The organism is Komagataeibacter swingsii, from assembly GCF_003207895.1.
GTDB lineage: Bacteria > Pseudomonadota > Alphaproteobacteria > Acetobacterales > Acetobacteraceae > Komagataeibacter > Komagataeibacter swingsii.
Map to the genome: position 1 here is coordinate 21,531 of NZ_NKUB01000005.1, position 22,782 is coordinate 44,312.

At 64.1% G+C, this 22,782-nt stretch carries 17 protein-coding genes and 2 tRNA genes; 16 read left to right on the plus strand and 3 right to left on the minus strand.

From position 1 onward, the window contains the following. Position 1 precedes the first annotated feature (1 nt). The 5 genes from CFR76_RS05825 to CFR76_RS05845 all read left to right on the plus strand — a co-directional run bounded on the left by CFR76_RS05825 (position 2) and on the right by CFR76_RS05845 (position 6,313). On the plus strand, positions 2-2,263 hold the full coding sequence (locus tag CFR76_RS05825) for a sensor histidine kinase NtrY-like (protein WP_408884355.1): 2,262 nt from the start codon (positions 2-4) through the stop codon (positions 2,261-2,263). After that, positions 2,253-3,644: a nitrogen assimilation response regulator NtrX gene (ntrX, locus tag CFR76_RS05830; protein ID WP_110556280.1), complete on the plus strand. Its 1,392-nt coding sequence runs from the start codon at positions 2,253-2,255 to the stop codon at positions 3,642-3,644. Before CFR76_RS05825 ends, ntrX begins: the two co-directional genes overlap by 11 nt. 125 nt (positions 3,645-3,769) lie before the next feature. Then, positions 3,770-4,054, plus strand: a complete 285-nt coding sequence (hfq, locus tag CFR76_RS05835) for an RNA chaperone Hfq (protein WP_025437487.1) — start codon at positions 3,770-3,772, stop codon at positions 4,052-4,054. Next, positions 4,051-5,361, plus strand: a complete 1,311-nt coding sequence (gene hflX / locus CFR76_RS05840; protein WP_110556281.1) for a GTPase HflX — start codon at positions 4,051-4,053, stop codon at positions 5,359-5,361. Before hfq ends, hflX begins: the two co-directional genes overlap by 4 nt. Before the next feature lie 112 nt (positions 5,362-5,473). Then, positions 5,474-6,313: an inositol monophosphatase family protein gene (locus CFR76_RS05845; protein ID WP_110556282.1), complete on the plus strand. Its 840-nt coding sequence runs from the start codon at positions 5,474-5,476 to the stop codon at positions 6,311-6,313. A gap of 114 nt (positions 6,314-6,427) precedes the next feature. Here CFR76_RS05845 and mazG read toward each other — a convergent pair whose 3' ends face one another. After that, a complete protein-coding gene (mazG, locus tag CFR76_RS05850; protein ID WP_110556283.1) occupies positions 6,428-7,222 on the minus strand; it encodes a nucleoside triphosphate pyrophosphohydrolase in 795 nt (264 codons plus the stop codon). Between the two features lie 97 nt (positions 7,223-7,319). Here mazG and argC point away from each other — a divergent pair, with 97 nt between their 5' ends. From argC to CFR76_RS05875, 5 genes are all read left to right on the plus strand, one after another. Beyond that, positions 7,320-8,255, plus strand: coding sequence for an N-acetyl-gamma-glutamyl-phosphate reductase (gene argC, locus CFR76_RS05855; protein ID WP_110556284.1), 936 nt, complete (start codon positions 7,320-7,322; stop codon positions 8,253-8,255). Positions 8,256-8,329: 74 nt separating this feature from the next. Further along, a tRNA-Leu gene (locus tag CFR76_RS05860) sits at positions 8,330-8,413 on the plus strand. Positions 8,414-8,468: 55 nt separating this feature from the next. Further along, positions 8,469-9,650 carry a phosphoserine transaminase gene (locus tag CFR76_RS05865; RefSeq protein ID WP_167402063.1) on the plus strand — a complete coding sequence of 394 codons (1,182 nt, stop codon included), beginning with the start codon at positions 8,469-8,471 and terminating at the stop codon, positions 9,648-9,650. A 78-nt stretch (positions 9,651-9,728) separates the two neighbouring features. Beyond that, on the plus strand, positions 9,729-10,880 hold the full coding sequence (locus CFR76_RS05870) for an ATP phosphoribosyltransferase regulatory subunit (protein ID WP_110556286.1): 1,152 nt from the start codon (positions 9,729-9,731) through the stop codon (positions 10,878-10,880). A gap of 85 nt (positions 10,881-10,965) precedes the next feature. After that, on the plus strand, positions 10,966-12,255 hold the full coding sequence (locus CFR76_RS05875) for an adenylosuccinate synthase (protein ID WP_110556287.1): 1,290 nt from the start codon (positions 10,966-10,968) through the stop codon (positions 12,253-12,255). 166 nt (positions 12,256-12,421) lie between these two features. Here CFR76_RS05875 and rpoH read toward each other — a convergent pair whose 3' ends face one another. Both rpoH and CFR76_RS05890 read right to left on the minus strand, forming a co-directional pair. Further along, entirely contained in the window at positions 12,422-13,324 is a 903-nt protein-coding gene (gene rpoH, locus CFR76_RS05885) for an RNA polymerase sigma factor RpoH (RefSeq protein WP_110556289.1), read from the minus strand. Between the two features lie 243 nt (positions 13,325-13,567). After that, positions 13,568-14,539, minus strand: a complete 972-nt coding sequence (locus CFR76_RS05890; RefSeq protein ID WP_110556290.1) for an RluA family pseudouridine synthase — start codon at positions 14,537-14,539, stop codon at positions 13,568-13,570. Positions 14,540-14,587: 48 nt separating this feature from the next. Here CFR76_RS05890 and CFR76_RS05895 point away from each other — a divergent pair, with 48 nt between their 5' ends. The 6 genes from CFR76_RS05895 (at position 14,588) to CFR76_RS05925 (ending at position 22,780) form a co-directional block, all read left to right on the plus strand. Then, positions 14,588-14,941, plus strand: coding sequence for a hypothetical protein (locus CFR76_RS05895; protein WP_110556291.1), 354 nt, complete (start codon positions 14,588-14,590; stop codon positions 14,939-14,941). Between the two features lie 67 nt (positions 14,942-15,008). Continuing rightward, positions 15,009-15,084 (plus strand) — tRNA-Glu (locus tag CFR76_RS05900). A gap of 792 nt (positions 15,085-15,876) precedes the next feature. Then, entirely contained in the window at positions 15,877-16,956 is a 1,080-nt protein-coding gene (locus tag CFR76_RS05910) for a glycosyl hydrolase family 8 (protein ID WP_110556293.1), read from the plus strand. After that, on the plus strand, positions 16,953-17,936 hold the full coding sequence (locus tag CFR76_RS05915) for an endoglucanase (protein WP_244191804.1): 984 nt from the start codon (positions 16,953-16,955) through the stop codon (positions 17,934-17,936). Before CFR76_RS05910 ends, CFR76_RS05915 begins: the two co-directional genes overlap by 4 nt. Positions 17,937-18,123: 187 nt before the next feature. Further along, entirely contained in the window at positions 18,124-20,361 is a 2,238-nt protein-coding gene (gene bcsA / locus CFR76_RS05920) for a UDP-forming cellulose synthase catalytic subunit (protein ID WP_110556295.1), read from the plus strand. Continuing rightward, positions 20,348-22,780, plus strand: a complete 2,433-nt coding sequence (locus CFR76_RS05925) for a cellulose biosynthesis cyclic di-GMP-binding regulatory protein BcsB (protein ID WP_244191805.1) — start codon at positions 20,348-20,350, stop codon at positions 22,778-22,780. The genes bcsA and CFR76_RS05925 overlap by 14 nt, the downstream gene beginning before the upstream one ends. The last annotated feature ends 2 nt before the right edge of the window (positions 22,781-22,782 follow it).

The following is a 22,782-nucleotide window of genomic DNA, read 5'->3' on the forward strand; positions in this document are numbered from 1 at the left end:
CATGAACGCGACACAACGCCCCGGCATGGCCTACCGGCTGGCCCGGCGGGGGCTGGACATGCTGGTGCGGCGCAACGTGGCGCTGGTGCTGGTGCTGCTGGCGCTGGTGCTGGGGGTCGCGACCTTCGTGGTGCTGTCGGGCGGCAAGTCGCTGGCCCATCACCCGCAGATCCAGGCGCTGGTCTTCATCCTGAACTTCCTCGTGCTGCTGCTGCTGGCGACCTCGCTTACGGAAAAGGTCGGGCGCGTGGTGGCCGAACGCCGCAGCGGGCTGGCGGGCGCGCGGCTGCATGTGCGGCTGGTCACGCTGTTCGGCATTGTCGCGGTGGCGCCCACCATCGTGGTGGGCACGTTCGCCGCCGTGTTCTTTCACTACGGCATCCAGATCTGGTTCAGCGACCGGGTGAACACCGCGCTGAACGAGGCGCTGGAGACATCACGCGGCTACCTGCAGGAACATAACGCCAATATCCGCACCGAGGCGTTCTCGCTGGCCAACTACCTCGTCAGCGCGCAGAACGGGCTGTCCGGTTCGGGGGGCGACCTGTTGCATGATCCCGACGCGCTGTCGCAGGTGCTGGATTCGCAGGCCACGCTGCGGGGGCTGGACGTGGCGGTGGTGTATGACCCGTTCACCAATACCGTCGTGGCGTCGGGCGGCCTCATGGGGCGGGCGGCCAACCTGAAGGACCTGCCGCCGCCCGCGGCCACGCTCATGGCGCGGACGAATGAGATCGCGATCCTTGATTCGCCCGATGAAAAGACCGTCCGCGCGGTCGTGACGCTTGGGGATACGCCGCCGCTCATGCTCATGATCGCGCGGCCGGTGGACCCCGATATCCTTGAACACATGCACCGCACCGAACAGGTGGTGGCCGATTACAGGCGCCTGAACGGCAACCGGGCCAAGATCCAGTTCACCTTCGTGCTGATCTTCGCCCTTGTGGCCGTGCTGGTGCTGGGGGCGGCGATCCTGATCGGCCTCATGCTGGCCAACCAGATCGTGCGGCCGCTGGGGCTGCTGATCCTGGCGTCCGAACGGGTCAGCAAGGGCAACCTGGACAGCAACGTGCCCGAGGGCGAGCGCGATGACGAGGTCTCCAGCCTGTCGCGCGCCTTCAACCGCATGACCACGCAGCTTGCGACCCAGCGCGCGGAACTGGTCAACGCCACCAACCAGATCAACGAACGCCGCAGGTTTACCGAAGCCGTGCTGTCGGGGGTGTCCGCCGGTGTCATCGGGCTGGATTCGCACGGCATGATCGAACTGCCCAACCGTGCCGCAAGCGTCCTGCTGCAGCGTGACATGGCGGCCAGCGTGGGCCGCCCGCTGACCGAGGTGGTGCCGGAACTGGGTGTCATGCTGGGGCGCATCGCGCAGGAAAAGGGGCGCGAGCTGACGGGCGAGGTGCAGGTGCTGGCCGGTGGGCGCGCCTGCACGCTGCTGGTGCGAATCGGCGCGGAAATGCAGAGCACGGTGACCGGCGATTTCGCTGATGGCTATGTGGTTACCTTTGACGACATAACAGCCCTGCAGGTTGCGCAGCGCAAGGCGGCATGGGCCGATGTCGCCCGCCGCATCGCGCATGAAATCAAGAACCCGCTCACCCCCATCCAGCTTGCCGCCGAACGGCTCAAGCGCCGCTTCCTGCGGGAGATATCATCCGATCCCGACACGTTTGCCCAGTGCGTGGACACCATCATCCGCCATGTGGGGGATATCGGGCGCATGGTGGACGAATTTTCTGCCTTTGCCCGCATGCCGCAGCCGGTCATGCGCATGGAGGACCTGTCGCGCATCGTGCGGGAGGCGCTGATCCTGCAGCGCAACGCGCATCCGGAAATCCTGTATGAGGTCCACCTGCCCGACCGTGGCCCGCTGGTGCGGTGCGACCGCAGGCTGGTGGGGCAGGCGCTGACCAACCTGTTGCAGAACGCGGCGGACGCCATCGCCATGCGTCCCGAAGTCGGGCCGGCCGGCGGGGATGGCGTGATCGGCACGATCCGTATTACATTGAAGCAGGATGATCCGAACGTCATCCTGAGCGTTGAGGATGATGGAATCGGGTTGCCGGTCGAGGATCGCGCCCGGTTGACCGAGCCATATGTGACCCACAAGCCCAAGGGAACCGGACTTGGTCTTGCGATCGTCAAGAAGATTCTTGAGGATCATGGCGGTAGCATCGGGCTTGCGGACCGCGCCGGGAGCAGGGGAGCTGTGTCGACATTGATTTTGCCGATAAAGGACGACCATGGGGCATGAAATCCTGATCGTCGATGACGAGCCGGATATTCGGCTTCTTATCGAGGGTATTCTGGCTGATGAGGGATACGAGACGCGGCTGGCGGCGGATTCCGATTCCGCCATCGCAGCCTTCCGGGAACGTCGGCCCTCGCTGGTGGTGCTTGATGTATGGTTGCAGGGTTCACGTCTGGACGGGCTGGGCATCCTGAATGTCCTGCATAAGGAGGAGCCGTCCATCCCGGTCATCATGATCTCGGGACATGGCACGATCGAAACCGCCGTCGCCGCCCTGCAGCACGGCGCGTATGACTTTATCGAAAAACCCTTCCAGGCCGACCGCCTGCTGGTCGTGGTGCGCCGCGCGCTGGAGGCATCCCGCCTTGCGCGCGAAAATGCCGAGCTGCGCCTGCGCGCAGGCTCCGGCACCGTGCTGGAGGGGCGCAGTGCCGCCATTACCGCCGTGCGCAACCAGATCGACCGCGTGGCCCCCACCGGGTCGCGCGTGCTGATTTCGGGCATGGCGGGCACCGGCAAGGAAGTGGCGGCGCGGATGATCCACGCCAGTTCCCGCCGGGCCGAAGGGCCGTTCATCGCGCTCAACTGCGCCACCCTCGCACCCGGCCGGTTCGAGGAGGAACTGTTCGGCATCGAGGGCGGGGATGACGGCGCGGGCCGCCGTACCGGGGTGCTGGAACGCGCGCATGGCGGCACGCTGGTGCTGGATGAAGTGTCCGACATGCCGCTGGAGACGCAGGGCAAGATCGTGCGCGCGCTGCAGGACCAGACCTTCGAGCGCCTGGGCGGGGCGCGGCGGGTCAAGGTGGATGTGCGCGTGCTGGCCACCACCAACCGCGACCTGCAGTCCGAAATCGCGATGGGGCGCTTCCGCGAGGACCTGTACTACCGCCTTGCGGTCGTGCCGCTGCGCATTCCCAGCCTGCGTGAACGGCGCGAGGACATACCCGAACTGGCCCGCATGTTCCTTGACCGCGCGGCCGAGAATGCCGGCCTGCCGCTGCGTGAACTGTCGGGTGATGCGATCGCGGCGCTGCAGAGCTATGAATGGCCGGGCAACGTGCGTGAACTGCGCAACCTCATGGAACGCCTGCTGATCATGATGCCGGGCAACAGCTCGGACCCGATCCGCGCCGACATGCTGCCTTCCACCGTGGGGGAAGGGGCGCCCGCGCTGCTCAAGTTCGATTCTGACGAGGATGTGATGAGCCTGCCGCTGCGTGAGGCCCGTGACCTGTTCGAGACCCAGTACCTGCAGGCGCAGCTGCTGCGTTTCGGGGGGAACATCAGCCGTACCGCGGGGTTTGTGGGGATGGAGCGCAGCGCGCTGCATCGAAAGCTCAAGCAGCTTGGTGTCACGTCCGAGGATCGTAACACCGGATGAGCTTTTGCCCACGCAGCCCATGACTGCTAGACAACGAACCGTGATACGGACGGTGGCAACGCCGTAGCATGACACGCGACTGTGCCGTGTGATTCCGCCCAACAAGCAACAAGTAAGGCCCTGCCGTGGCAAAAGAACCTTCACAGAATGTCCAGGACGTGTTCCTCAACCACGTTCGCCGGTCGAAAACGCCGGTTACCATCTTCCTGGTCAATGGCGTCAAGCTTCAGGGGATCATCACCTGGTTTGACAACTTCTCCGTCCTGCTGCGCCGCGACGGGCACACGCAGCTTGTGTACAAGCACGCGATCAGCACGGTCATGCCGGCCACCCCGGTCAGCCTGTTCGAACCGCCAGCCGAGGCCGACGGCACAGAGGAGCGTGCAGCCACGGATGGCAGCCCGTCGTGACGGTGGCGCAGCCACCCTCCGCCACGCGTGCCGCCGTCATCCTGCCATGGGAACGCCCCGACCGGCATGATGACGCGCGCGCGGCCGAAGCCCGGCTGGAGGAAGCGGTCGGCCTTGCCGCCTCCATCGGGCTGGTGGTCGTGTGCCAGGCGGTGCTGCTGCTGCGCGCACGCAGGCCGGCGACCCTGCTGGGGGGCGGGCAGGTGGATTCGCTCAAGGAAACGGTCAAGGCCGACAACATAACCGTCGTCATCATCGATTCCCGCCTGACCCCGGTGCAGCAGCGTAACCTGGAACGCGCGCTGGGCTGCAAGGTGATCGACCGGACCGCGCTGATCCTTGATATCTTTGGCGAACGCGCCGCTACGCGGGAAGGCACGCTGCAGGTCGAACTGGCCCATCTGGAATACCAGCGCAGCCGCCTCGTGCGCACATGGACCCACCTTGAACGCCAGCGCGGCGGCTTCGGCTTCCTTGGTGGCCCAGGTGAAACCCAGATCGAGGCCGACCGCCGGATGATCGGCGACCGGATCGTGCGCCTCAAGCGCGAACTGGAACAGGTGCGGCGCACGCGCGGCCTGCACCGGCAGGCGCGCCGTCGCGTGCCGTTCCCCATCGTGGCGCTGGTTGGCTACACCAACGCGGGCAAGTCTACCCTGTTCAACGCCCTGACGGGGGCCAGCGTGTACGCGCAGGACCAGTTGTTCGCGACACTGGACCCCACCATGCGCGGCATCCAGCTTCCATCGGGGCGGCGGGTGATCCTGTCCGACACGGTGGGGTTCATCAGCGACCTGCCGACGGAACTGATCGCCGCCTTCCGCGCCACGCTGGAAGAGGTGGCGGAAGCCGACATCATCCTGCACGTGCGCGATGTCTCGCATCCCGACAGCGCATCGCAGCGCAGTGACGTGATCGAGGTGCTGGAGGGCATGGCCCGCAATGGCACGATCGAACAGGACTGGCAGTCGCGCGTGATCGAGGTGCTGAACAAGGCCGATCTGGTGGGCGGGCGCGACGCCGTGGGTGCGCGGCCGGGCAATGTGGTCATTTCCGCCATTACCGGCGACGGGCTGCCCGACCTGCTGGCCGCGATTGACGAACGCATGACGCGGGCGATGGAAGTCGTCGCCTACCGCGTGCCGCTGGTCGAAGGGGCGGTGATGGCATGGCTGTATGAACATGGCGAGGTCACGCAGCGCGAGGACGGGGAGGACGGCGCGGAGATGACCGTGCGCCTGTCGCCTGCCAACCGCGCGCGTTTCGAGATGCAGTTCGGCCGTATCGTGACCTGCCTGCTGGATTAGGGCGTGCCTGCGTGCTGACTGTCCTGTGACCATGGGCGGGGTGGAAAACATGCCTTCACCGGCGCATGGATGGGCGGCGGTGAAGGACGGACACGCATAGCGGAGGGCGGCAATGACGGCACGGATCACACTGGTGGACATGCGCAACGTGGTGGACATGATGCGGGGGGCGGCATCGCGCCATGTCATGCCGTCCTTCCGCTGCCTTGGCCATGCCGACATCCGCGCCAAGAGCGGGCCGCTGGACATCGTGACCGTGGCCGATGAAGCGACCGAACGCGACCTGACCGCCGCCCTGCGGGCCGCATGGCCCGACGCCCTGGTGCTGGGGGAGGAAGCGGTCGCGGCCGATCCCGCCCTGCTGGACGGGCTGGCGACAGCGGACCTTGCCTTCGTAATCGACCCGATCGATGGCACGGCCAATTATGCGGCGGGCGTGCCACTGTTTGGCGTCATGGTCTCCGCCGTGTCGCGGGGGGATGTGGTTGGTGGAGCCATTGTCGACCCCGTGTGCGACATCGCGGTTCTGGCCGCGCGTGGGCAGGGGGCGTGGCTGCATGATGGCAGGGGCGCCGAACGCAGGCTGCATGTGGCCGCTCCCGTGCCCGCGCGGGAGATGTCGGGTAATGCGTCATGGCGCTACCTGCCCGCGCCAGTACGCGACGTGGTGACGCACAACCTGCCCAAGGTTGCGGGGTCGTGGGATTTCCGGTGTGCGGCGCATGAATACCTGATGCTGGTCGATGGGCGGTGCCACTTCCTGCTGTTCAACCGCACCCTGCCGTGGGACCATCTGGCGGGGTGGCTGATCCATGCGGAAGCGGGCGGCTACAGCGCCCATTTTGACGGTTCGCCCTATCGTGTCACGGATCGCAGCGGCGGGCTGCTATACGCGCCGGACCGGGCCAGTTGGCAGGCGCTGCATGACCTGCTGCTGACCCCCGCCACATAAATCGTTGGCAAAAAAGTAAAAGTTTATGGGTGCCGCCTTTTTTCAAAAATGCGGCGTTTCCTGAAGCTTTTTTGAAAAAAGCGTCACCAAAAACTTTTGATGGTTTGTGCGCGTTCAGTCCTGTGGCTGCGCCGTGCGTTCGCGGCGTTTGACGGCCTGCCAGCCTTCTTCCATGGTTTTGACATCCACATCCGTCAGCGCAAGGCCGCGGGCGGCGAGGTCGTGCTCGACAGCGGTAAAGCGGCGGGTGAACTTGGCATTGGCCTGGCGCAGGCAGGCTTCGGGGTCCATGTCCAGCTTGCGCGCAAGCGTTGCCAGCGTGAACAGCACATCGCCCAGTTCATCGAATATCTTCGCCCGGTCGCCGCTTTCCAGTTCGACCTTCAGTTCGTCCAGTTCTTCATCCACCTTGGCCGCGACCTCGCCTACCGTGTCCCAGTCGAAGCCGGTGCGGGCCGCGCGCGCGGACAGCTTGCGCGCGCGCAGCAGGGCGGGCAGGCCCACCGGCACGTCATCCAGCGTGCCGCCTTTGTTACGCGCCAGCCGTTCCTGCGCCTTGCCGGTTTCCCACTGCCCGGCCTCGGCCGGGGTGTCGCCAAAGACATGGGGGTGGCGGCGGATCATCTTGTCGCCAATCATGCGCGCCACGGTGGCGAAGTCGAACATGCCTTTTTCATCGGCCATCTGCGCGTGGTAGACGACCTGCAACAGCAGGTCGCCGAGTTCATCGGGCAGGCCGTCCCAGTCCTCGCGCGCGATGGTGTCCGCGACTTCATACGCTTCCTCGATGCTGTAGGGTGCGATGGAGGCGAAGTCCTGTTCGCGGTCCCATGGGCAGCCGGTCTGCGGGTCACGCAGGCGGGCCATGATGTCCAGCAGGCGGGCAAGGGCGGAAGACGCATCGTGCATGGGTGGGAAGTCCTGCCTGTTTGTATTGCGGTCGGGCACAGGTCTTGTATAGATCGCCCATCCCGAGGCGGGAAGTTTTTATCAGGACACACCGAACATGAGCAGCAGCGGACAGGCAACGGTCTTTATTGATGGTGAGGCGGGCACGACGGGACTGGGCATCCGCCATCGCCTGCGCCACCTGCCTGTCACGGTGCGCTCCATCGACCCGGCCCGCCGCAAGGACCCCGACGCCCGGCGGGAGATGATGGCGGCGGTTGATGTCGTCATCCTGTGCCTGCCCGATGCGGCGGCGAAGGAAGCGGTCGCCATGGCCGACGCCATGGGCAGCGCCGCGCCGAGCATACTGGATGCCAGCACCGCATTCCGCACCGACCCGGCATGGGTCTATGGCTTTCCCGAAATGGACGTGGCCCAGCCTGCCGCCATCCGGGCCGCCGCCCGCGTGTCCAACCCCGGCTGTTACCCCACCGGGCTGATCGGCCTGCTGCGCCCGCTGGTCAAGGCAGGGCTGGTGCCGGCGGATTACCCTGTGTGCGTGAATGCGGTCAGTGGCTATAGCGGCGGCGGACGCAGCATGATCGAGGCGCATGAGCGTGATGGCGGCCCGGCGTTCGAGTTGTACGGGCTGGGCCTTGGCCACAAGCACATGCCGGAAATGACGCTGTATGCCGGTCTGGCGCAGCCGCCGGTTTTCGTGCCGTCGGTCGGGCATTTCCCGCAGGGGATGATCGTGTCCGTGCCGCTGCATCTGGACCGCCTGCCGGGCAAGGTGCGGATCGCGGACCTGCATGCGGCCCTGGCTGCGCATTACAAAGGTTCGGACCGTGTCACGGTGGCCGAACCATGCGCCAAGCTGGTGGCGGACGCGCTGGCGGGCACCGACCGGATGGAACTGCGCGTGCATGGCGATGACGCGCTGCGGCAGGCCGTGCTGACCGCGCGGCTGGACAATCTGGGCAAGGGCGCGTCGGGCGCCGCGTTGCAGAATGTGGCGCTGATGCTTGGGCTGGAACCGCCGCCGCCCGTGTGATATAGCGGGTCCGCAAGACGTCCCTGGACTGATTGCCGTGGTATTCCGTCCCGCACAGGGCGGGCTGCCTGTATGCGAGAGTGACGGAACGGTAGACGTAGTCGACTCAAAATCGACCGCCGAAAGGCATGGGGGTTCGAATCCCCCCTCTCGCACCAGTCTGGCGCACCGCCCCGGTGTTGCTGTCCCTTTGCCCGTGTCGCGAACAGGACGATGTCTCCCTTGCCTGATGCCCTTACTGCAAAGCCGTCCGTACGGCCTGCCAATCCGTGCTTTTCTTCCGGTCCCTGCGCCAAGCGCCCGGGCTGGTCGCTCAATGCCCTGTCGGATGCGCTGGTGGGGCGGTCGCACCGTTCGACCGAAGGGCGCGCACGGCTGAACGAAGTCATTACCCGTTCAAAGGCCATCCTTGGCATGCCGGATGACTGGGTGCTGGGCATCGTGCCCGCGTCGGACACGGGCGCTGTGGAAATGGTGCTGTGGTCCATCCTGGGCACCCGCCCGGTGGACGTGCTGGCGTTCGAGAGCTTTTCCGCCACATGGGCCAATGACATCATCGCCCAGCTGAAACTGTCCGACGCCCGCGTGCTGAAGGCCGAGTACGGCGAAGTCCCCGACCTGTCGCAGGTGGACTGGGCGCGCGACGTGGTGCTGACATGGAACGGCACGACATCGGGCGCGCGCCTGCCCTATGACGCCGCCATCCCCACGCAGCGCGACGGGCTGGTGATATGCGACGCCACATCCGCCGCCTTCGCCATGGACCTGCCGTGGCAGAAGCTGGATGTGGTCACATGGTCATGGCAGAAGGTGCTGGGGGGCGAGGCCGCCCACGGCATGCTGGCCCTGTCGCCGCGCGCGGTGGAACGGCTGGTGTCCACGCCAGCCCCCCGTGCGCTGCCCAAGATCTTCCGCCTGACCAGCAGCAAGGGCCTGATTGACGGCATCTTCCGGGGCGACACGATCAATACGCCGTCCATGCTGTGCGTGGAAGATGCGCTGGATGGCCTGAAATGGGCGGAAAGCGTTGGCGGCCTGAAGGGGTTGATCGCCCGCAGCGAAGCCAACCTGGCCGCCATTGCCGGGTGGGAGGCGCAGTCCGACTGGGCGCGGTTTCTTGCCCCCGATCCGAAGCATCGTTCCAGCACGGCCATCTGCCTGCGCATTGTCGCCCCGTGGTTTACTGCGCTGGACCACGCGGGCCAGACGAAGGCTGCCAAGCAGATCGTGTCCCTGCTGGGCAGGGAAGGGGTGGCGCTGGACGTGGGCAGCTACCGTGATGCGCCGCCGGGTCTGCGGCTGTGGGGCGGGGCGACGGTGGAAACCGCCGACCTGCGCGCGGTCCTGCCGTGGCTGGACTGGGCTTATGCGCAGGTGCGCGGCCAGCACGCCTGATCCCTTCCGCTTTCCATGCCCGATCCATCATGCCCCGGCTGCCACCGTGGGCATGATGTAGCACGATAGGCCGCCGATATGACTGATGACCCGCCGTTCAACCCCGCGCTGCTGCCCGCAGGCTTCGTGGACAGGCTCCCCCCCGAGGCCGAGGCCGAGGCGGCGGGGGTCGAGACGCTGATGCGCGTGTTCGCGGCCCATGGGTATGACCGCGTGACGCCGCCGCTGCTGGAATTCGAGGAAACGCTGCTGTCGGGTTCGGGCGCCGCCGTGGCGGAACAGACCTTCCGCCTGATGGACCCCGAGACGCGCCGCATGATGGCGCTGCGGCCGGACATGACGCCGCAGGTCGCGCGCATTGCCGCGACCCGGCTGCCCGATGTGCCGCGTCCCCTGCGGCTTGCCTATGCCGGGCCGTGTATCCTCATGGCCGGCAACCGGGGCGATGGCGAACGCCAGATCTCGCAGGCAGGCGTGGAACTGATCGGACCCGACCAGCCGGAAGCGGATGCCGAAATCGTGGCCCTTGCCGCCGAATGCCTGGCTACGCTGCGGGTGCAGGGCGTGTCCTTCGACCTGACCATGCCCGCGCTGACCACCGCGCTGGTGGATGCCGGGGGCTTTGACGCCCATGTGCGCGGCATGCTGATGCGCGCGCTGGACCGCAAGGACGCCGCCGCCGTGGAACGCCATGGCGGTGAACTGGCCCCGGTCCTGATCCGCCTGCTGCATGCGGCCGGTCCCGCCCATGGGGCACTGGCCGAACTGGCGGCGGTGGACCTGCCGCCCGCGGTGCGCGTCCATAGTGCGCGCCTGGCGGCCACCGTCGCCGCGATCGAGGCGCGGGTGCCGGGCATCCGCCTGACGGTGGACCCGGTGGAATTCCGTGGCTGGCAGTACCATACCGGCGTATGCGTCACCGTCTATGCCGCGGGCCAGCGCGAAGAACTGGGCCGGGGTGGCCGTTACCTGTCCAATAATGACGAGCCGGCCTGCGGGCTGACCCTGCGGCCCGACATCATCCTGCGCGCGGCCCCGCCGCTGCCATGCCGGACACGTGTGTTCCTGCCGTGGGGGACATTGCCAGAAGTGGGGGCCGCCCTGCGTGCGGGGGGCTATGCCACCGTCAGCGCGCTGGGTGATGAAGCCGACGCGCGGGCCGCGGCCCGGCGCCTGTCCTGCGCGCTGGTGGTGGTTGATGGCCGGCCCGTGCCGGTGGATGGCATCTGAAGTTTTTGTTAGTCGTTTAAGATAACAGGGTTTTTTCCGGCTGGTCGCCTGTGTTCCGGTCGGGCAGCATATCAAGGAGCATGAAATGTCCAACGTCACCGTGATCGGCACCCAGTGGGGTGACGAGGGCAAGGGAAAGATTGTGGACTGGCTGGCCAGCCGGGCCGATGTGGTCGTGCGTTTCCAGGGTGGCCACAATGCGGGCCATACGCTGGTCGTGGGCGCGCACACCTACAAGCTGTCCCTGCTGCCGTCCGGGCTGGTGCGTGGCAAGATGGGCGTGATCGGCAATGGCGTGGTGGTTGACCCCGAAGCGCTGCTGAAGGAAATCGACCGCGTGACGGCGCAGGGCCTGAAGGTCACGCCCGAGACGCTGAAGATCGCTGAAAACGCGCCCCTGATCCTGCCCGTGCATGGCGCGCTGGACCGCGCGCGTGAAGCCGCGCGTGGTGAGCGCAAGATCGGCACCACCGGCCGTGGCATCGGCCCCGCCTATGAGGACAAGGTGGCCCGCCGCGCCATCCGCCTGTGTGACCTGGCCGAGCCGGAAACGCTGGACTGGAAGCTGGATGAACTGCTGCTGCACCACAACACCCTGCTCAAGGGTCTTGGCGCGGATACGTTTACCAAGGCGGAGCTGCTGGACTTCCTCAATGGCGTAGCACCCCGCGTGCTGCCGTTCATGGCCCCGGTGTGGGACCTGCTGGATGACAGCCGCCGCAGTGGTTCACGCATCCTGTTCGAGGGCGCGCAGGCCGTGATGCTGGATGTGGACCACGGCACCTATCCGTTCGTGACCAGCTCAAACACCGTTGCCGCCAATGCGGGCACGGGCGCGGGCGTAGGCCCCACCAGCATCGGTTTCGTGCTGGGCATTGCCAAGGCGTACACCACGCGCGTGGGTGAGGGGCCGTTCCCCAGCGAACTGCATGACCAGATGGGCCGCACGCTGGGTGAGCGCGGGCATGAATTCGGCACCGTGACCGGCCGCCCCCGCCGCTGTGGCTGGTTCGATGCCGTGCTGGTGCGCCGTGCGGTGCGCGTGGGTGGCGTGAACGGCCTGGCGTTGACCAAGCTGGACGTGCTAGACGGTCTGGACGAAATCAGCATCTGCGTTGGTTACGAACTGGACGGTAAAAAGATCACGTCTTTCCCGTCAGCCCCCGGCGCGCAGCAGCGCATCCGCCCGGTGTTCGAGACGATGGAAGGCTGGAAGGACAGCACCAGGGGCGCGCGGTCCTGGGCCGAACTGCCCGCGCAGGCTATCAAGTATGTCCGCCGGATCGAGGAACTGGTCGAAGCGCCGGTGACCCTGCTCTCCACCAGCCCTGAACGTGACGACACCATCCTGATGCGCGACCCGTTTGAGGACTGATTAAAACAGAATAGAAGTTTCTGGGTGCCGCCTTTTTTCAAAAAGGCGGCGTTCCTCGAAGCCTTTTGAAAAAAGCTTCACCAAAAACTTTTCCCAAAGAACAAGAAAAAGCCCCGCAGCGCCAGAAGCGTGCGGGGCTTTTTTTATCGGGTATGCCGTCGGGTGGTCAGGCCTCGGCCTGTGCCTCATGTTTCGCGCGGCGGGAAGCGACTTCCGCCTTCATCGCGGTCTGCACCTTTTCAAAGGCGCGGACCTCGATCTGGCGCACGCGCTCGCGCGAGATGTTGTAGACATGGGACAGTTCTTCCAGCGTCGCCGGTTCGTCCTTGAGCCGCCGTTCGGTCAGGATATGACGTTCACGGTCGTTCAGTGACTTCATGGCATTGGCCAGAAGCGCCTGCCTGCCGGAATATTCCTCGCTTTCGGCAAGGGTTTCTTCCTGGTTGTCGTTGTCATCAACCAGCCAGTCCTGCCATTCCCCCTCGCCATCCATGCGCAGCGGCGCATTCAGGCTGTGGTCGGGGGCGGCAAGCCTGCGGTTCATGTTCACCACGTCCTGTTCGGGCACGCCGAGGGACTGGGCGATCTTGTTGACCTGTTCGGGTTGCAGGTCGCCATCATCAATCGCCTGCATCTGCCCCTTGAGGCGACGCAGGTTGAAGAACAGTTTTTTCTGTGCGGCGGTTGTGCCGATCTTCACCAGTGACCAGCTATGCAGGATGTATTCCTGTATCGCGGCACGGATCCACCACATGGCGTATGTGGCCAAGCGGAAGCCCCGGTCGGGGTCGAAGCGGCGGACCGCCTGCATCATCCCGATATTGCCTTCGCTGATCAGTTCGCCCACCGGCAGGCCGTAACCGCGATAGCCCATGGCGATCTTGGCGACGAGGCGCAGGTGGGAGGTGACAAGCTTATGCGCGGCTTCGGTGTCGCCCTTGTCCTTCCAGCGGCGCGACAGGTGAAGCTCCTCCTCGGGGGAGAGCATGGGAAACTTGCGGATGTCCCGAAGGTATTTGGACAGGTTGTTTTCGGGACCGGAAATAAGGGCAGAAGCAGAAGAGGCCATTCTAACGGACTCCTGTTCCAGAGGGACGGGGCAGCCTTGATCGGGTCTAACGTAACCGTGACCGGAAGGGTTGCATTCGTCTCTCTGATAGACGCACGACTGGACATCTCACGTCCCTGTATATGACCCCCGTCATGGGCAGTTTTATACAGGACGTCCAGTTAGCCTGGGGGCGTCGGCCCCGGCGAACAATCACCGAACATAGGCATTCCGCCCCATTGTGTCAATGAATATGCCTGCAAATCAGGCAATGCTGGACAGCAGGTGCCGGAAGTCTTCCGGCGGCGCGGTCTCGAACAGCATCTGTTCCCCCATGCGGGGATGGGCGAATCCCAGCCTGCGGGCATGCAGCGCCTGGCGCGGGAAATCCAGCGCCGCATCCTTTGCTTCGGGTGGCAGGGCGCGGGCGGCGGCCGGAATCCGGCGCAGATAGACCGGGTCGCCCACCAGCGCATGCCCGGCATGGGCGAAATGCACCCGGATCTGGTGCGTGCGTCCGGTCGCAAGCCTGCATTCCACATGGGCCAGGCCGCCATGGAACGTGTCCAGCACCCGGTAATGGGTCAGCGCCACCTTGCCGCCGCCATTGGCGATCACCGCCATGCGCTTGCGGTCGCGCCGGTCACGCCCGATCGCGCCATCGAACGACCCGCTGGCGGGCGTGGGGATGCCCCAGCACACGGCCTGGTACGCGCGGTCGATCCTGCGTTCGGCAAAGGCGAGCGAGAGCGCCTGGTGCGCCATTTCGGTCTTGGCCGCCACCATGATGCCCGATGTGTCCTTGTCCAGCCGGTGGACGATTCCCGGCCGCCTTTCGCCCCCGATTCCGGTCAGCCCTTCGCCGCAATGGGCCAGCAGGGCGTTGACCAGGGTGCCATCCTCGTTGCCCGGTGCGGGGTGGACAACCATGCCCGCGGGCTTGTCCAGCACGATCAGGTCACGGTCCTCATATAATATGTCCAGCGCGATATCCTGCCCCTGTGGTGTGGTGGGGATTGCGGGGGGGATGTGAATTTCATAACACATGCCTGCCCGCACGGGTTCCGCCGGATCACGCAGCGGGCTGCCATTGCGCAGCAGGTGCCCGCTTTCCATAAGCGACTTGACGCGTGAGCGCGAAAGGCTTTCGACCGCATTGGCCATGAAGCGGTCCGTGCGCTGGCCTGCGTCATCGGCCGTGGCGATGACGGGGGTAGGGGGGGCAGTGTCACTCATGGCATGTGTCTATCGGAAAAAACGGTATTCGGGAACGGAAAGCACATAATGGAAAAACAGGGATCGCGCGCGCTGCTTGCGGCGGTGATCGGCATGGGGGTCCTGCTGTTCATAGGCTCGCTGGCGCTGGTGGGCGTGCTGGTGCATCGCATGATGCATCCGGCGCCCGCCCCGGCTGCTGTCGTGGCGGGGACGGTGACAGCCCCGCCGGTCATCATGGGCGCGGATGCTGCGGGGGATCTGGTGATGGATGAAGCGCCGGGCACGCATGTGCAGGCGGTGACGGCCCGCCCTGACGGGCTGCTGGCGGTGGTGCTGGGGGGCGGTGGCGCTGACCGTGTGGTGCTATGGGATCCGGCAGGCCGGCGCATCGTGGCCCGGCTGGTGCTTGGCCATCCCTGATGGCATGGGCCGCAATTCTTTCCTTGCATCCCCGCGGGTGATCGCATAGAAGGCGGCACCGGCCTTTGTCCCGTTCGTCTAGAGGCCTAGGACACCGCCCTCTCACGGCGGCAACACGGGTTCGAATCCCGTACGGGACGCCAGATGACTGTCCATGGTTTTCCATGGACCGCGGCCGGATATCACCATTTCCCTGATTTCCGGCCCTGAAGCTTTGCTGGAAAAGCTTTGCCAGGAATTTCCTTATAATTTGCAGCCTGCCAGCATCCGCCTACAGCCGGGGCTTTCATGGCCTGTCCGGATGGCTGGGGCTACAGCGCTGCCCATGCATGTTATCCAGGCGCGGCGGCTTCATCATGCCCATGGCTGCTGAATGGAAGGTTGCCGGACGGCGGCTTTTCCGTATGTACTACAGTATTTCGACAGTTATTTTTTTGTTAAAAGGTAATCAATCTATGGCGTGGCGATATTTTTAATATTAATATATAATAAAGGCATCTTATATCGATTCCCGCATGATTTGCGTGAAAGACATTGATTCAGGTCAAGTTACCCTGAAATTTAAAAATATTTTCCATCTTTTAATTTCGGGACGGATGGCAGCATATTGGAACCCGGTCGTTTTCCATATCTCCTTTTTTGATTTTTACAGGAATAATCAACGGGATTTTTGGGGGTGCCCGCAGACCTGACGTGACAAAAATGCAACTTTCTCCCCTTTCCGGTCCGTAAGGACGCTGGTGGCTGTTTCGCCACCGGGAGGTAAGACGTTATGCTTCCCTTCCGTAATAAAGTCTGTCTGGTCATGGCCATGTCCGGCTTGCAGGATGGAGGAATTTGCGATTAAGGCGTCATGGGTGTGCCGGGTGTGGGATTGAACACCAGTTCCCACCTGTGGTTGCATCGGTTTGGATTTCTGAAGTGTATGGTGGTCAATGCTGTTGGATTTTATGAAGCTGCAGAAACATGTATCCGGGATGGGGCGTCGCTCCTTTCTGTCTGTCATGGCGGCAGCCGGCAGCATTCCGCTTGCTTCATCGGCTGAAGCAGGGGACGGCACGGCCGTGAGCCAGCAGTGGGCCATTTTCCGCAGCAAGTATTTCCATCCCGATGGCCGTATCGTTGACACCGGCAATAGTGGCGAATCCCACAGCGAGGGGCAGGGCTACGGCATGCTGTTCGCCGCCACCGCTGGCGACCAGACGGCGTTTGAGGCGATATGGGTGTGGGCGCGCACCAATCTCCAGCACAAGACCGACGCCCTGTTTTCGTGGCGTTACCTGGATGGGCATAACCCGCCGGTCGCGGACAAGAATAATGCCACCGATGGCGACCTGCTGATCGCGCTGGGCCTGGCGCGGGCCGGCAAGCTTTGGAAGCGGGCTGACTATATCCAGGACGCTATGGCCATCTACGCCGATGTGCTGAAGCTCATGACCATGAAGGTCGGCCCCTACGAGGTGCTGCTGCCCGGTGCGACCGGATTCGTCACCAAGGATGCGGTTACCCTCAACCTTTCCTATTACGTCATGCCCTCGCTCATGCAGGCGTTTGAGCTGTCGGCCGATGCAAGGTGGCAGACCGTCATGGAAAACGGCCTGCGCATTATCGCCAAGGGACGATTCGGTGAATGGAAGCTGCCGCCGGACTGGCTGTCGATCAATCGGCAGACCGGCGCTTTCTCCATCGCCAAGGGCTGGCCGCCGCGTTTTTCCTATGATGCGATTCGCGTCCCGCTCTACCTTTACTGGGCGCATATGCTGTCGCCGGATCTCCTGGCTGACTTCACGCTTTTCTGGAACCATTTCGGCGCATCGGCATTGCCGGGCTGGGTGGACCTGACGAATGGCGCGCGCTCGCCCTATAACGCGCCGCCCGGCTATCTGGCCGTCGCGTCGTGTTCGGGTCTGGCGTCGGCAGGGGAACTGCCCACGCTGGATCATGCGCCGGATTATTATTCCGCAGCACTTACATTGCTGGTCTATATCGCCCGTGCCGAGGGAGGTGGGATGTGAGTTCAGCCGATAAGGAAGTCGCAGGAGTACAGGCGCCGCGCCCGACCGTGGACATGGATAATCCACAGGATGTGTCCCGCATGCTGACGGCTGGCTACGGCCTGAGCGGGGAGGGGTTCCATTACCGTTCCTTCCGCTCCGTCGTACGCGATATGCCTGTGGAGGACGCTGAAGAGTCCCTCCATGAAGACACGCCCGACGTGCATGCCTATGCTGAAGACCAGTATGCCGAACCGGAACCGCACGTTCCCGCCGCCGAGCCGGCACCGGAGCCTGTGGCCCCGCCGGTCGTAGCCTCCCCCGAGGTATCCCCCGCGCCACCGCCTCCCGCGCCGCCATCGCCAGTGGCGCTGGAGGTCGTGCATGTACCCCAGCCCCCCGTGGCCGAGACCATTGCCCCACCGCCACCGTCCGCCCCGCCGCCGGAAACGGTGGTGCGCCCCGCACCACGGCCAGCGCCCGCCGCTTCGGCGCCGGGTGTCGTGCAGTCGGGTGGGCAGGAGCGACGGGGCCTGCCGCCGTTTGCCGAAGCGCCTGCCGCCCCCGTGTCGCCGCGCCCGACACCGGCGCAGTCCGCGCCCTTCACGGTTGCAGCGCCAGAGCCGGTGGTTGCCGCGACAGATGACTGGGCCCCTGTACCCAAGGCGCAGCAGCGTCGCGGGCAGCGCCCGACCGGACCTGGATTCTTTTTTGCCAGGGCGGGCGACCGGACCCAGATGGGCCGGTTGTTCCAACCCGCCCCGGTGCCGACAGCACGGCCTGTTCCCAAACCTGCTTCCAAGGTGACCACGATGACCAAGCTAGACAAGAATTCATGGAATAAAAGCGCGGGACGGCAGCCGGCCCCGACAGACAATTCCCCGACCCTGACGGAAGTGTTCATGACGCTGGGTGGCCGGGCCACGGACCGTCTGATCCCCAAGCCAAGCCTGCGTGAAGCCCTGCTGCGCAAGCGTGAAGAAGAGAACGGGCAATCCTGAACCGGATCGGCGGGCTGGACATGGTGGCAGGCCGGCCCGCGACGGGAAGAAGGGCAGGGGATGATCCCCGTATGACCCGCAGGCCACGCGGGCCGAAAGGCGACATGACGGACCAGATGCGTCTGACGGTTTTCTTTTGAACGTAACTATCTGTTTTATCAGTATTTATTAATCGGACGAGTTATTGATGTCAGAGGTTCAGTCGTCAGCGCCTGCGGAAAGTCGGTTTGACCGCATTTCCAACAAGATACTGTCACTGCGCGGTGCCAGTTACATAGTTGGGGCAGTGGGGATTTTTGCCCTGCTCGCCGCCACTACAGTCACGCTGTCGATAAATGAACAGTTGATTGTGGCATTAATATGTATCGCGGTCTTTTTCATCGTCGGCCGGCATAAAAGCCGTCGCACACAGGTCTTTCTCGAAGTGCTTTCGGCGCTGGTGTCGCTGCGGTACCTGACATGGCGCCTGACGGAAACGCTGGACTTCGACACATGGATACAGGGCGGGCTGGGCGTTACCCTGCTGCTGGCGGAACTTTACGCGCTGTACATGCTGTTCCTCAGCTATTTCCAGACGATTTCCCCCCTTCATCGCGCCCCGCTGCCGCTGTCACCCAATCCGGATGACTGGCCCACGGTCGATATCTTCATCCCGACCTACGATGAATCGCTGGGCATCGTGCGCCTGACGGTGCTGGGTGCGCTGGGTATCGACTGGCCGCCCGACAAGGTGAACGTCTACATTCTGGATGACGGAAGGCGCGAGGAATTCGCCCGCTTTGCCGAGGAATGTGGCGCGCGCTACATCGCCCGTCCCGATAACGCGCATGCCAAGGCGGGTAACCTCAACTACGCCATCAAGCATACGACAGGCGATCACATCCTCATCCTTGACTGTGACCACATTCCGACGCGCGCGTTCCTGCAGATCGCGATGGGCTGGATGGTCGATGATCCGAAGATCGCCCTGATGCAGACCCCGCATCACTTCTATTCCCCCGACCCGTTCCAGCGTAACTTGGCCGTGGGGTACCGTACCCCGCCGGAAGGCAACCTGTTCTACGGTGTCATCCAGGACGGCAACGACTTCTGGGATGCAACCTTCTTCTGCGGTTCGTGCGCCATCCTGCGCCGCAAGGCGATTGAGGAAATCGGCGGTTTCGCAACCGAAACCGTGACGGAAGATGCCCATACCGCACTGCGCATGCAGCGCAAGGGATGGTCAACGGCCTACCTGCGCATTCCGCTGGCCAGTGGCCTGGCGACGGAACGCCTTGTCACGCATATCGGTCAGCGCATGCGCTGGGCGCGCGGCATGATCCAGATTTTCCGTGTCGATAACCCGATGATGGGACCAGGGCTGAAGCTGGGGCAGCGGCTGTGCTACCTGTCGGCCATGACGTCGTTCTTCTTCGCCATTCCCCGCGTCATCTTCCTTGCGTCTCCGCTGGCGTTCCTGTTCTTCAACCAGAACATCATCGCCGCGTCCCCGATCGCGGTGCTGGCCTATGCCATCCCGCATATGTTCCATTCCATCGCGACGGCGGCGAAAGTCAACAAGGGCTGGCGTTATTCATTCTGGAGTGAAGTGTACGAAACCGTCATGGCGCTGTTCCTGGTGCGTGTGACCATCGTGACGCTGCTGTTCCCCTCCAGGGGCAAATTCAACGTGACGGAAAAAGGTGGTGTCCTTGAACACGAGGAATTCGACCTCGGGGCCACCTATCCGAACATCATCTTCGCCTGCATCATGGCCCTTGGCCTGCTGCGTGGCGGATATGCGCTGATCTTCCAGCATCTGGACATCATTTCGGAACGTGCTTACGCGCTGAACTGCATCTGGTCGGTGATCAGCCTGATCATCCTGCTGGCGGCCGTCGCCGTGGGCCGCGAAACCAAGCAGATCCGCCAGAGCCACCGTATTGAAGCCCATATCCCTGTTACGGTTTATGATTACGAGGGCAATTCAAGCCACGGTATTACCGAAGACGTGTCCATGGGCGGCGTGGCGATCCACATGCCCTGGCGCGATGTGACCCCGGACCAGCCCGTACAGGTCGTGGTCCATACAATACTGGATGGCGAGGAGGTGAATCTTCCGGCCACCATGATCCGCAGCGCCCGGGGCAAGGCCGTGTTTACATGGTCGATTACCAACATTCAGGTTGAAGCGGCAGTGGTCCGGTTCGTGTTCGGACGCGCCGATGCCTGGCTGCAGTGGAATAATTATGAGGATGACCGGCCGTTACGAAGCCTGTGGAGTCTGATCCTCAGCATCAAGGCACTGTTCCGCAAGAAGGGTCAGATGATTGCCCAAAGTCGTCCCAAGAACAAACCAATTGCACTGCCGGTTGAGCGTAGGGAGCCAACAACCAGTCAGGGTGGTCAGAAACAGGAAGGAAAGATCAGTCGTGCGGCCTCGTGATATGAAAATGGTGTCCCTGATCGCGCTACTGGTCTTTGCAACGGGAGCGCAGGCTGCCCCGATTGCATCCAAGGCGCCAGCCCCCCAGCCTACGGGCAATGACCTGCCGCCCCTGCCGGCCTCCGCCCCTGCGGCGCAGCCCCAGGCGCAGGCGGGAAACAATGCGGCCCCAGGTGCGACCGCCGCCGCCACCCCGGCGGCGGATGCGGCCAATAACGCGGATGCGATACTGGACAATGCCGAAAATGCGGCAGGTGCCGGTTCCGATGTCGCGACCGTTCATACCTATTCCCTGAAGGAACTGGGTGCGGAAAGCGCGCTGACCATGCGCGGCTCGGCGCCCCTGCAGGGCCTGCAGTTCGGTATCCCGGCGGACCAGTTGGTGACGTCGGCCCGCCTGGTGGTGTCGGGCGCGATGTCGCCCAACCTCCAGCCCGACAACAGTGCGGTTACGATCACACTGAATGAACAGTATATCGGCACGCTGCGCCCCGATCCGTCGCACCCTGCGTTTGGCCCGCTGTCGTTTGATGTCAATCCCATTTTCTTTGTCAGCGGCAACCGCCTGAATTTCAGTTTTGCCGCTGGGTCGAAAGGGTGCACGGACCCGTCCAACGGGCTGCAGTGGGCCAGCGTGTCCGAACATTCGCAGCTGCAGATCACGACCATTCCGCTCCCCCCCCGGCGCCAGCTGGCCCGGCTGCCGCAGCCTTTCTTTGACAAGACTGTAAGGCAGAAAGTGGTCATTCCGTTTGTCCTTGCACAGACATTTGATCCCGAAGTGCTCAAGGCATCCGGCATCATTGCGTCGTGGTTCGGGCAGCAGACCGATTACCGTGGCGTCAATTTCCCCGTATTTTCCACCATTCCCCAGACCGGCAACGCCATTGTGGTCGGTGTGGCGGACGAACTGCCTTCCGCGCTGGGGCGGCCTTCGATCAGCGGGCCGACCCTGATGGAAGTCGCCAATCCCTCCGACCCCAACGGCACGCTGCTGCTGGTGACGGGGCGTGACCGCGATGAAGTCATTACCGCAAGCAAGGGGGTCGGCTTTGGTTCCAGCGCCCTGCCGGTCGCCAGCCGCATGGACGTGGCGCCGATTGACGTGGCCCCCCGCGCCGCGAATGATGCGCCGTCCTTCATACCCACCACCCGCCCGGTCCGGCTGGGCGAGCTGGTGCCTGTCAGCGCATTGCAGGGGGAAGGCTATACGCCGGGCGTCCTGTCGGTTCCCTTCCGTGTATCCCCCGACCTGTATACGTGGCGTGACCGGCCGTACAAGCTGAACGTGCGCTTCCGTGCGCCGGATGGCCCGATCCTGGATGTGGCGCGTTCGCATCTGGATGTCGGCATCAACAATACCTACCTGCAATCCTATTCGCTGCGCGAGCAGAGTTCGGCAGTCGACCAGCTGCTGCGCCGTGTTGGCGTGGGCACCCAGAACGCGGGCGTGGAACAGCATACGCTGACCATTCCGCCGTGGATGGTGTTCGGCCAGGATCAGTTGCAGTTCTATTTTGATGCGGCGCCGCTGACGGAGCCGGGCTGCCGCCCCGGGCCAAGCCTGATCCACATGTCGGTTGACCCGGATTCAACCATCGACCTGTCCAACTCCTACCACATCACGCGCATGCCCAACCTCGCCTACATGGCCAGCGCGGGCTATCCGTTCACCACCTATGCCGACCTGTCGCGTTCGGCCGTGGTGTTGCCGGATCATCCCAATGGCACGGTGGTCAGCGCCTATCTTGACCTCATGGGGTTCATGGGGGCGACGACCTGGTATCCCGTATCGGGTGTCGATATCGTTTCGGCCGATCATGTAAGCGATGTGGCGGACCGGAACCTGATCGTCCTGTCCACCCTGTCGAACAGCGGCGAAGTTTCCTCGCTGCTGGCCAACTCGGCCTACCAGATTTCGGACGGGCGGCTGCACATGGGGCTGCGTTCCACACTCAGCGGGGTGTGGAACATCTTCCAGGACCCGATGTCGGTCCTGAGCAACACCCATCCGACCGAGGTCGAAACCGCCCTGACCGGTGGCGTGGGCGCGATGGTGGAGGCGGAATCGCCGCTGGCGTCCGGCCGCACGGTGCTGGCCCTGCTGTCGGGTGACGGGCAGGGGCTGGATAACCTGGTCCAGATACTCGGACAGCGTAAGAACCAGGCAAAGGTGCAGGGTGACCTGGTGCTGGCGCATGGCGACGACCTGACATCCTACCGCAGTTCACCGCTCTATACGGTTGGCACGCTGCCGATGTGGCTCATGCCTGACTGGTACATGCATAATCATCCGATCCGTGTGGTCGTGGTTGGCCTGTTCGGCTGTCTGCTGGTCGTGGCTGTTCTGGTGCGTGCACTGTTCCGCCACGCGATGTACCGTCGCCGGCAGCTGCAGGAAGAAAGGCAGAAATCGTGATC

Excerpts from the sequence above, each read along its gene's own strand:
- CFR76_RS05865 (WP_167402063.1), top strand. The coding sequence starts at position 8,469 with ATGTCTCCCTTGCCTGATGCCCTTACTGCAAAGCCGTCCGTACGGCCT.
- CFR76_RS05895 (WP_110556291.1), top strand. The coding sequence starts at position 14,588 with ATGGAAAAACAGGGATCGCGCGCGCTGCTTGCGGCGGTGATCGGCATG.
- CFR76_RS05890 (WP_110556290.1), bottom strand. The coding sequence starts at position 14,539 with ATGAGTGACACTGCCCCCCCTACCCCCGTCATCGCCACGGCCGATGAC.
- CFR76_RS05875 (WP_110556287.1), top strand. The coding sequence starts at position 10,966 with ATGTCCAACGTCACCGTGATCGGCACCCAGTGGGGTGACGAGGGCAAG.
- argC (WP_110556284.1), top strand. The coding sequence starts at position 7,320 with ATGAGCAGCAGCGGACAGGCAACGGTCTTTATTGATGGTGAGGCGGGC.
- rpoH (WP_110556289.1), bottom strand. The coding sequence starts at position 13,324 with ATGGCCTCTTCTGCTTCTGCCCTTATTTCCGGTCCCGAAAACAACCTG.
- CFR76_RS05910 (WP_110556293.1), top strand. The coding sequence starts at position 15,877 with ATGCTGTTGGATTTTATGAAGCTGCAGAAACATGTATCCGGGATGGGG.
- bcsA (WP_110556295.1), top strand. The coding sequence starts at position 18,124 with ATGTCAGAGGTTCAGTCGTCAGCGCCTGCGGAAAGTCGGTTTGACCGC.
- CFR76_RS05825 (WP_408884355.1), top strand. The coding sequence starts at position 2 with ATGAACGCGACACAACGCCCCGGCATGGCCTACCGGCTGGCCCGGCGG.
- CFR76_RS05870 (WP_110556286.1), top strand. The coding sequence starts at position 9,729 with ATGACTGATGACCCGCCGTTCAACCCCGCGCTGCTGCCCGCAGGCTTC.
- mazG (WP_110556283.1), bottom strand. The coding sequence starts at position 7,222 with ATGCACGATGCGTCTTCCGCCCTTGCCCGCCTGCTGGACATCATGGCC.
- CFR76_RS05845 (WP_110556282.1), top strand. The coding sequence starts at position 5,474 with ATGACGGCACGGATCACACTGGTGGACATGCGCAACGTGGTGGACATG.
- ntrX (WP_110556280.1), top strand. The coding sequence starts at position 2,253 with ATGGGGCATGAAATCCTGATCGTCGATGACGAGCCGGATATTCGGCTT.